The organism is Citrobacter sp. wls718 (assembly GCF_005280945.1).
GTDB lineage: Bacteria > Pseudomonadota > Gammaproteobacteria > Enterobacterales > Enterobacteriaceae > Citrobacter > Citrobacter gillenii.
Genome location: NZ_SZWV01000010.1, coordinates 57,441 through 67,019 on the forward strand (window position 1 = coordinate 57,441; position 9,579 = coordinate 67,019).

The 9,579-nt window shown below is 53.3% G+C and carries 9 protein-coding genes and 1 tRNA gene; 7 read left to right on the forward strand and 3 right to left on the reverse strand.

Features of this window, described 5'->3' with window-relative positions:
- Positions 1–3: 3 nt before the first annotated feature.
- Positions 4–1,209, reverse strand: coding sequence for a sodium/glutamate symporter (gene gltS / locus FDW95_RS02015; protein WP_096759063.1), 1,206 nt, complete (start codon positions 1,207–1,209; stop codon positions 4–6).
- Between the two features lie 225 nt (positions 1,210–1,434).
- On the opposite strand from gltS, the gene xanP reads away from it, so the two are divergent.
- Together xanP and FDW95_RS02025 are read left to right on the forward strand one after the other, a co-directional pair.
- Positions 1,435–2,826 (forward strand): xanthine/proton symporter XanP, encoded by a 1,392-nt coding sequence (gene xanP, locus FDW95_RS02020; RefSeq protein ID WP_096759062.1) that lies wholly within the window; start codon positions 1,435–1,437, stop codon positions 2,824–2,826.
- A 121-nt stretch (positions 2,827–2,947) separates the two neighbouring features.
- A complete protein-coding gene (locus FDW95_RS02025) occupies positions 2,948–4,657 on the forward strand; it encodes an AsmA family protein (protein WP_137363396.1) in 1,710 nt (569 codons plus the stop codon).
- Positions 4,658–4,747: 90 nt separating this feature from the next.
- Here FDW95_RS02025 and yicI read toward each other — a convergent pair whose 3' ends face one another.
- A complete protein-coding gene (gene yicI, locus FDW95_RS02030; protein ID WP_115257157.1) occupies positions 4,748–7,066 on the reverse strand; it encodes an alpha-xylosidase in 2,319 nt (772 codons plus the stop codon).
- Between the two features lie 350 nt (positions 7,067–7,416).
- Between yicI and FDW95_RS02035 the strand changes: the two genes are divergently transcribed.
- Together FDW95_RS02035 and FDW95_RS02040 are read left to right on the forward strand one after the other, a co-directional pair.
- Positions 7,417–7,511: transfer RNA gene (locus FDW95_RS02035), tRNA-Sec, on the forward strand.
- 107 nt (positions 7,512–7,618) lie between these two features.
- Entirely contained in the window at positions 7,619–8,185 is a 567-nt protein-coding gene (locus FDW95_RS02040; RefSeq protein WP_115257156.1) for a DUF6680 family protein, read from the forward strand.
- An 8-nt stretch (positions 8,186–8,193) separates the two neighbouring features.
- On the opposite strand, the gene FDW95_RS02045 is transcribed toward FDW95_RS02040, so the two are convergent.
- Positions 8,194–8,388, reverse strand: coding sequence for a toxin-antitoxin system HicB family antitoxin (locus FDW95_RS02045; RefSeq protein ID WP_115257155.1), 195 nt, complete (start codon positions 8,386–8,388; stop codon positions 8,194–8,196).
- Positions 8,389–8,523: 135 nt separating this feature from the next.
- On the opposite strand from FDW95_RS02045, the gene FDW95_RS02050 reads away from it, so the two are divergent.
- The 3 genes from FDW95_RS02050 (at position 8,524) to FDW95_RS02060 (ending at position 9,541) form a co-directional block, all read left to right on the forward strand.
- Positions 8,524–8,814 carry a SymE family type I addiction module toxin gene (locus FDW95_RS02050; protein WP_115257154.1) on the forward strand — a complete coding sequence of 97 codons (291 nt, stop codon included), beginning with the start codon at positions 8,524–8,526 and terminating at the stop codon, positions 8,812–8,814.
- Between the two features lie 160 nt (positions 8,815–8,974).
- The gene (locus tag FDW95_RS02055) at positions 8,975–9,235 is read left to right on the forward strand and encodes a type II toxin-antitoxin system Phd/YefM family antitoxin (RefSeq protein ID WP_115257153.1); all 261 of its coding nucleotides are present in this window, start codon (positions 8,975–8,977) and stop codon (positions 9,233–9,235) included.
- A gap of 3 nt (positions 9,236–9,238) precedes the next feature.
- On the forward strand, positions 9,239–9,541 hold the full coding sequence (locus FDW95_RS02060; RefSeq protein WP_115257152.1) for a type II toxin-antitoxin system RelE/ParE family toxin: 303 nt from the start codon (positions 9,239–9,241) through the stop codon (positions 9,539–9,541).
- Positions 9,542–9,579 lie beyond the last annotated feature (38 nt).

Here is a 9,579-nt window from a genome sequence, read left to right on the forward strand (position 1 = left end):
CCTTTATTGCGCAAAAATTGGCAACAGCAAATACAGCTTAATCACCAGCGCGTTAACGATGTCGATAAAGAACGCCCCTACCATCGGCACGACTAAAAATGCAGTATGCGATGGACCAAAACGCTCGGTAATCGCCTGCATGTTGGCAATCGCCGTCGGCGTTGCGCCGAGACCAAAACCACAGTGCCCGGCTGCCAGCACAGCGGCATCGTAGTTCTTGCCCATCATGCGCCAGGTAACAAATATGGCGTACAGCGCCATGAAGATCGTCTGCACCACCAGAATCGCCAGCATCGGCAGCGCCAGCGAAGCCAGTTCCCACAGCTTCAGGCTCATCAACGCCATCGCCAGGAACAGCGACAGACTCACGTTGCCCAGCACGGAAACCGCGCGTTCAAACACCCGATAAAAGCCCATTAACGCCAGGCCATTGCTGAGGATCACCCCAACAAACAGCACGCAGACGAAGGTCGGCAATTCCAGCACGGTACCCACCAGCAATTGCGCAACGATTTTGCCCACCGTCAGACAGATAGCGATCAGCGCGATGGTTTCAATCAGCACCAGAGAGGTGATGATGCGCCCGACATCCGGTTTTTCAAACGCAGTCGGCACGGCCTGATCGTCCGGCATACCGTCAGGTGTAGTGGAGTGCTTCACCAGATAGCGCGCGACCGGGCCGCCAATCAGTCCACCCAGCACCAGGCCAAATGTTGCGCACGCCATCGCCACTTCGGTGGCATTGGTAAAACCGTAGCGCTCAATAAACAGCTTACTCCACGCCGCGCCCGTACCGTGTCCACCGGAAAGCGTAATCGAACCGGCAATCAGCCCCATCAACGGGTCAAGACCCAGCAGGCTCGCCATCCCGATCCCAATGGCGTTCTGCATCAACAGCAACCCCACCACCACAATCAGAAAAATGCCCACCACGCGGCCACCGGCGCGCAGGCTGGCGATGTTGGCGTTCAGGCCGATAGTGGCAAAGAACGCCAGCATCAACGGGTCACGCAGCGTCATATCGAAATTAACTTCCCAGCCCATGCTCTTTTTCAGTACCAGCAGTGCGATCGCCACCAGTAAACCACCCGCAACGGGCTCAGGTATCGTGTATTTCTTCAGGAAGGGAACAGACTGGACGAGCTTACGTCCCAGCAGCAACACCAGCGTTGCCGCAACCAATGTAGATAACGTATCGAGGTAAAACATAGACAGCTCCATTAGTGCGTTTAGCACAATCACGCACGATGTATTCCAGATCGATTTTTAGGTCTTTTTAGGTTTTCGGGGTGGATTTTAAGCAGAAAATGACAAAAAGTTATATAAAAAGGTGAGTTCATCGGTTTTAAATATTAAGAATACCTGCTAGCAAACGTTTGCTTTTCTGTTCTGGTCAGATAAAATCACCGCTTTTCCACCATGGGATTGCCTCTGATGTCCGTTAACGCCGTAGAGCCAACAAATGCGCAACCGGTTGCGCAGGCTCACAACAGTGAACTGATTTACCGTCTTGAAGATCGCCCCCCGTTAGCCCAGACCCTGTTTGCCGCCTGCCAGCACCTGCTGGCGATGTTCGTCGCGGTGATCACGCCAGCCCTGCTTATCTGTCAGGCGCTCGGTTTACCGGCTCAGGATACTCAACACATTATCAGTATGTCGCTGTTCGCATCCGGCGTAGCCTCCATCATTCAGATTAAAGCCTGGGGGCCGGTCGGCTCAGGGCTGTTATCCATTCAGGGCACCAGCTTTAACTTTGTAGCACCGCTGATTATGGGCGGCACGGCGCTGAAAACCGGCGGTGCAGATGTCCCGACCATGATGGCGGCACTGTTCGGTACGCTGATGCTGGCGAGCTGCACGGAAATGGTTATCTCGCGCGTACTGCATCTGGCGCGCCGTATTATTACCCCGCTGGTCTCAGGTGTGGTGGTGATGATTATCGGCCTGTCGCTGATTCAGGTAGGCCTGACGTCAATCGGTGGCGGCTATGCCGCAATGAGCGACAACACCTTCGGCGCACCGAAGAATCTGATGCTGGCCGGCGTTGTACTGGCGCTCATTATTCTTCTTAACCGCCAGCGTAACCCGTACCTGCGCGTGGCATCACTGGTGATTGCCATGGCCGCAGGCTATCTGCTGGCCTGGTTTATGGACATGTTGCCGCAAAACACCGCACCGGTGAGCCAGGACTTCATCATGGTACCAACGCCGCTATATTATGGCCTGGGCATCGACTGGAGCTTACTGCTGCCACTGATGCTGGTCTTTATGATCACCTCTCTGGAAACCATCGGCGATATTACGGCCACCTCCGATGTCTCCGAACAACCGGTCTCCGGCCCGCTGTACATGAAGCGTCTGAAAGGCGGCGTTCTGGCAAATGGCCTGAACTCGTTTGTTTCCGCCGTGTTCAATACCTTTCCGAACTCCTGCTTCGGGCAGAACAACGGGGTGATTCAGTTGACTGGCGTAGCCAGCCGCTATGTTGGCTTTGTAGTCGCGCTGATGCTGATCGCGCTGGGTCTGTTCCCGGCGGTCAGTGGGTTTGTACAGCACATCCCTGAGCCGGTTCTCGGCGGCGCTACGCTGGTGATGTTCGGTACCATCGCCGCCTCCGGGGTGCGCATTGTTTCTCGCGAGCCGCTGAATCGCCGCGCTATTCTGATTATTGCACTGTCGCTGGCCGTTGGCCTGGGCGTCTCCCAGCAGCCGCTGATCCTGCAGTTTGCCCCGGACTGGGTGAAAAACCTGCTCTCCTCAGGGATTGCCGCAGGCGGTATTACCGCTATCGTTCTGAACCTCGTTTTCCCGCCAGAGAAACAGTAAGCGACATGCGGCGTTGATTCAGAATCAACGCCGCTGTTACGCTCTTTCACCATTCCCGCCTTGAGGATTGCGCGTAAATCGTGCATAACTTGACTACGTGTACTTTGCGGGATGGAAGACCATGAAATTTATTGGAAAGCTGCTTCTTTACGTGCTGATCGCCCTTGCAGTGGCGATCCTCGGTCTCTATTTTCTACTGCAAACCCGCTGGGGCGCCGAGCATGTCAGCGCCTGGGTGTCAGAGAACAGCAGCTACCACCTGACGTTTGATGCCATCGATCATCGGTTTTCTTCGCCTTCCCACATTCTGCTGGAGAACGTCACCTTTGGTCGGGATGGCCAGCCTGCCACCCTGGTAGCAAAAAACGTTGATATTGGGCTGAGCAGTCGCCAAATCACCGACCCGCTGCACGTCGACACCATCCTGTTGCAAAACGGTACGCTGAATCTTTCTCCACAAACTGCACCGCTGCCGTTCCAGGCCGATCGCCTGCAGCTACAGGATATGGCACTCAACAGCCCCGGAAGCGAGTGGAACCTCAGTGCGCTGCGCGTGAACGGCGGCGTGATCCCCTGGAGCCCTGAAGCCGGAAAAATACTCGGCAGTAAAACGCAGATCCAGCTCAGCGCCAGCTCGTTAACGCTGAACGATGTTCCTACGACTAACGTGCTGATTGAAGGCAGTATCGATAACGATCGCGTCACGTTAAGCAATATTGGCGCCGATGTGGCGCGCGGCGCATTGACCGGCGTGGCGCAGCGAAACCCCGACGGCAGTTGGATGGTGGAGAGTCTGCGGCTAAACGACATTCGGTTGCAAAGCGATAAATCGCTGACCGATTTTTTTGCGCCGCTCACCACCATTCCCTCGCTGCAAATTGGTCGTCTTGAGGTGACAGATGCCCGTCTACAAGGCCCTGACTGGGCGGTAACGGATCTCGATCTCAGCTTGCGCAACATGACCTTCAGTAAGGACGACTGGCAAACCCAGGAAGGTAAGTTGTCGATGAACGCCAGCGAATTTATCTACGGCTCGCTGCACTTCTTCGATCCTATTCTCAACGCTGAGTTCTCGCCGCAGGGCATTGCGCTGCGCCAGTTCACCACCCGCTGGGAAGGCGGTATGGTCAGAACCTCCGGCAACTGGTTGCGCAATAGCAAAGCGCTTGTTCTCGACGATGCCGCAGTTGCCGGGCTGGAATACACGCTACCGGAAAACTGGAAACCGCTGTGGGTGAAACCCTTGCCCACCTGGCTCGACAGCCTGACGCTGAAGAAATTCAGCGCCAGCCGCAATCTGGTGATCGATATCGACCCGGCCTTCCCGTGGCAGCTCACCGCGCTGGACGGTTACGGCACCAACCTCGGACTGGTGCAAAATCACCTGTGGGGGATTTGGAGCGGTAGCGCCACGCTCAACGCCGCGGCCGCCACGTTTAACCGCACCGACGTACACCGCCCTTCGCTGACGCTTACGGCCAACAGCAGCACGATCAATATCAGCGAACTGAGTGCGTATACCGAGAAAGGGTTGCTGGAGGCTACCGCCAGCATCTCACAACTTCCGCAGCGCCAGACGCAGGTCAGCCTGAACGGTCGCGGTGTGCCAATGACTATCCTGCAACAGTGGGGATGGCCTGCGCTGCCGATTTCCGGCGACGGTAACATCCAACTGACTGCCAGCGGCACTCTGCAGGCAGATACGCCGCTGAAGCCCACGGTGAACGGTCAACTGCATGCGGTGAATGCCGACAAGCAGCAAGTGACACAGACGATGAGTGCAGGTGAGATTTCGGGCGGCGAAGTGATGTCGACCGAGCCTGCGCAGTAAGGTATCGCCGGTAGAGCAAATACTACCGGCCCAAAAAGTTGTGCACACCGTGGTGCCGGCATCGCCATCCGGCACCACGTTCACATGCACTTACAGGGTAATGGTCAACACATTGCCTTCTGCTGCAATCACCACACCCCACTCGCTCCCTGTAGATGAACCGCCCTTCACACCGCCAACTTGCGGGATGTTACGCAGACACAGCGTCCAGTTGCGCGCCTCGCCCTCCCCCGTCACGGTGATGGTGTTATCCACACGTTTCGCCCTCAGCGTGAAGATAACCGAGCCGTCAGCGGCCGGCACGTCACAGACGGCTTCACGCCCCTCCTCCAGATGGAACAGCTGGAACGCAGTGCCTTCATGCCAGGCGTAATCCGGCTTCTGGTTATTGCTGCCCAGCGCCAGCAGGGTGTTGTCACGCACGTAGACCGGCAGGCTCAGGAAGTCATGCTGCTGTTTATGCCAGCGACTGCCCACAATCTCGTCGTTACGCCACAGGTGCGTCCAGCGACCTTCCGGTAGGTAGAACTGCACATCTCCCGCTTCAGAGAACACCGGGGCCACCATCACGCTGTCGCCCAGCATGTACTGACGGTCAAGGTAATCACACGCCGGATCGTCCGGGAATTCGAGCATCATCGCACGCATCATCGGCGTGCCATACTCGCTGGCGCGCACAGCTTCGCGATACAGATACGGCATCATGCAGCATTTCTGCTCGGTGAAGTAACGCACCACATCGCAGGACTCGTCGTCGTACGCCCATGGTACGCGGTAGGATTTGCTGCCGTGCAGACGACTGTGGCTGGAGAGCAGCCCAAACGCACACCAGCGTTTGTAGACGTGCGCCGGGGCGGTATTCTCGAAGCCGCCGATGTCGTGACTCCAGAAGCCAAAGCCGGACAAGCCGATGGATAAGCCACCGCGCAAGCTTTCCGCCATTGATTCGTAGTTGGCGTAGCAGTCGCCGCCCCAGTGCACCGGAAACTGCTGCGCGCCCACGGAAGCAGAACGGGCGAACAGCACCGCCTCTTCTTCCCCCACGGTCTCTTTCAGCACGTTCCACACCAGTTCGTTGTAGATGAACGCATAATGGTTGTGCATTTTCTGCGGGTCAGCGCCGTCAAACCACTGCACATCCGTCGGGATACGCTCGCCAAAATCGGTCTTGAAGCAGTCCACGCCGATATCTACCAGGCCTTTCAGCTTGTTGGCATACCACTCGCAGGCATCTGGATTGGTAAAGTCATAAATCGCCAGCCCCGGCTGCCATTTATCCCACTGCCATACCGATCCATCCGGCCGCTTAAGCAGATAGCCTTTTTCTTTCAGTTCGTTGAACAGCGGCGATTTCTGCCCGATGTACGGGTTGATCCACACGCAGACCTTCAGGCCTTTCTCCTTCAGGCGACGGAGCATGCCTTCCGGGTCCGGGAACGTCACCGGGTCCCACTCAAAATCACACCACTGGAAGGCCTTCATCCAGAAGCAGTCAAAGTGGAAAACGTGTAGCGGCAGATTGCGCTCGGCCATGCCGTCGATAAAGCTGTTCACCGTCGCTTCATCGTAGTTGGTGGTGAACGAGGTGGTGAGCCACAGACCGAACGACCACGCAGGCGGCAGTGCCGGGCGACCGGTAAACTGGGTATAGCGATCCAGCACCGCTTTCGGGGTCGGGCCGTCGATCACGAAGTATTCCAGATACTCGCTTTCCACGCTGAACTGCACCTTTGACACCTTCTCGGAGCCAATTTCAAACGACACACACTGCGGATGGTTCACCAGCACGCCGTAACCACGATTGGTGACATAGAACGGGATGTTCTTGTAAGACTGCTCGGTACTGGTGCCGCCATCGCAGTTCCAGGTCTCGACCGTCTGACCATTACGCACCAGCGACGTAAAGCGTTCGCCAAGTCCGTACACCGTTTCGCCGACGCCCAGATCCAGGCGCTCGAACATATAGTTGCGATCGCTGTTAGCATCCTGCACGTAGCCATTATTTTTCAACTGGCTACCGGTAATGCGCTCCCCGTTGCGTAAAAAATCGAGGGCCCAGAATTCGCCTTTGGTTACGCGCACACTTAAATTACCGCTCTTCAATTCGGCAACGTCGGCGTTATCGCACATCTCAACCTTCACGTCCTGCAGCACGTTCAGCGGATAATGCGGGCCGTTATCCAGCGCTCCCTGAAAGTGCTCCATACGCACGCCCACCACGCCTTCCTGCGGCGAGAAGAAGCGCAGCGTAAACATCGGGGTGTCCAACTGCCAGGTTCGCTCACGCACGTCGCGCGGCGCAACGTAGACCACCATCTCATTACCCTGCTGTTCAACATCGAACACCTGAACGGGGTTTATTACATTCAGACCTGGCTGGGTCATCCAGTTTCCGTCACTAATTTTCATCGTCTGTTCCTTTAGTTCTGAAATGCTTTCGCCGTAACGTCCTGTTGATTGCGTCGGTCAGATACGGGGCATAAGGCGTACACAGGCATACTGGTACCGGTTACAGTTTTTGTAAATCATCACGCGGGACATGGGTATTCCGATATCTCGTTATCAAATTACGATTCTTGTTTTCTGTGATCGGGGTAGCGTCAAAAAATAAACATCACTGTAACTTATGGATTTTGTGGGGATTTATATGAAACCGATCATGTTATAGCGAAACGGAAGTTAAAAAAGTGAGTCAGGGGGTGTGGAAACCCGAGGAAGTAGCTATAATGCGCCCCGCCTCCATGTAGCAATCGAGGCGCGGAAGATCGTCATCTCCGGTGAGGTGGCTGGACTTCAAATCCAGTTGGGGCCGCCAGCGGTCCCGGGCAGGTTCGACTCCTGTGATCTTCCGCCAAAATGCTTTTCTTATCCCAGCCATTTGTCATATCTTCTCAGTACACGAATTCATTTATGATCCTCGTTCAAATGTTTAAATTCAATTATTGATAACGAGAATCATATATGAGTACTGCACTTACCATTATAGCCATTACTGCCACTGTGATTAGCCCATTAATAGCCATTCAAACTCAAAAATTCATTGAAAAATATTCACAGATAAAATCATTAAAAATTGATATATTCAAACAACTCATGGCAACCAGATCTCCGAATGCTCGACTGTCTAACGAACATGTTCGTGCATTAAATATGATCGACTTAGCATTTTATGGAAAAATAAGAAGAGGAAAGGCCAGAAGAAGCGCTTCTGAAAGTGATGTATTATCTTCCTGGAAGCTTTATTTTGCACATTTGAATACATCATACCCTGATAACGACAACGCCTTAGGAACCATATGGAACCAAATAAGCAACAATCTTTTCTTGGACTTATTGTCAGAGATCGCAAAAGATATTGGCTATAATTTTGAGCGAGTGCAGTTACAAACAGCTATATATTCCCCTGTGGCTCATGGGGCAATAGAGAACGACCAATTAAAAATCAGGAAGGGTTTAGCTGCAATATTTTCAGGAGAAGATGCCTTAAAAATGGAGATCATAAATATCCCAGGAAGGCAGGATAATTAATCGGCCCACTATTTATCTTGAGGCTCAATCTGCAGCCTTACCAATTCCTTTCTCCCCAAGGTTTTGAGCCAATTCCCCAAGCTCATCCCCTCTGCCTTTGCAGCTGCCTCGAATTGCGCCTTTAACTCAGGCGTGATACGAATCTGGAAGGTCGGTGCTTTTCCGGATTTGGACTGGTTTGGGTCGCGTTTAACCGCTGACATGTACGTACCTATAAGAGCAAGACATCACCAACCAGGTACGTACCTTTCCTTTGGCGACCTGATCTATAAATGCTCCCACCCGGTATTCGCAGTACCTGACGAGAGCTAACCTCACCAACTATCAAGGAGTTGATTATGGCTGATTCGCATTCTACCCCAGACACCGACCAATCCGGAACCGAGCGTTCGTTAATTGTGGGATATCGCCCGAATGTTTTCGACATATCCACGCCCAAAATTATCCTTTCCGGCAAGTGGTTACGCACGGCTGGGTTTGATACCGGACAACAGATTACCGTAAAAGTGATGAACGGTTGTATCGTCCTGATGGTCTACAGCGAACAAGAGCAACGGCTGCAGGATGAGTTGAAAGAGGTACAGCAGAAGCTGGCAAGAATTGAGAGTACGCTGGCGACTCTCCAGTGAAGCACGGCTGAACCTGTAAGCCATACTTACAGGTTCACCAGGTGCCGGATGGCGCTATCGCTTATCCGGCCTACTTTTCTGGCCCCCTCTTCATAGTGACCACCAGAAAGATATCGACTATAATGAACGAATCGAACGATTCATGCGAAATGGTGACAATATGCATACTCTCACGGCAAATGAAGCCAAAACACAATTTGGCAATATGCTGCTTAAAGCACAGCGAGAACCTGTGCAAATTAATCGTAACGGTAAGCCTGTTGCAGTTGTCGTTTCCATTGAAGACTATGAGCAAATGGAAGCCATGAAGCTCCAGTTACTGAAGGCCAAAATTCAGCGTGCTCAAAACGATATTCATTTGGGCAATACTGTCGACGGCGATGCTTTTTTTGATGAGTTGATGGATCAACACAAAGGATAAAAAGTGAGTTACAAACTTACTGGGGAAGCACAGCGCGATATTATTGAGATCCGTGATTACACATCAAGAAATTGGGGCGCTAAACAGTCCAGGGATTATCTTAGGAAATTACAGGTCGTTCTCTCCCAATTAGCTGAAATGCCAGGCATGGGGCAACATCGCATTGATGATTTTGGTGAAGATGTTTACAGCTTTCCTTATGTTAGCCATACGATTTACTATAGTGCACAAGACACAAATATTGTTGTATTGGCAGTCTTACACCAAAGCCGAGTACCAACAAAACATCTGGGACAACGTTTGTAGCTCACCACCTTATTTGCCGGATGGCGCTGACGCTTATC

Coding starts and splice junctions, on each gene's coding strand:
- gltS (WP_096759063.1), bottom strand. CDS start 1,209: ATGTTTTACCTCGATACGTTATCTACATTGGTTGCGGCAACGCTGGTG.
- xanP (WP_096759062.1), top strand. CDS start 1,435: ATGTCCGTTAACGCCGTAGAGCCAACAAATGCGCAACCGGTTGCGCAG.
- FDW95_RS02025 (WP_137363396.1), top strand. CDS start 2,948: ATGAAATTTATTGGAAAGCTGCTTCTTTACGTGCTGATCGCCCTTGCA.
- yicI (WP_115257157.1), bottom strand. CDS start 7,066: ATGAAAATTAGTGACGGAAACTGGATGACCCAGCCAGGTCTGAATGTA.
- FDW95_RS02040 (WP_115257156.1), top strand. CDS start 7,619: ATGAGTACTGCACTTACCATTATAGCCATTACTGCCACTGTGATTAGC.
- FDW95_RS02045 (WP_115257155.1), bottom strand. CDS start 8,388: ATGTCAGCGGTTAAACGCGACCCAAACCAGTCCAAATCCGGAAAAGCA.
- FDW95_RS02050 (WP_115257154.1), top strand. CDS start 8,524: ATGGCTGATTCGCATTCTACCCCAGACACCGACCAATCCGGAACCGAG.
- FDW95_RS02055 (WP_115257153.1), top strand. CDS start 8,975: ATGCATACTCTCACGGCAAATGAAGCCAAAACACAATTTGGCAATATG.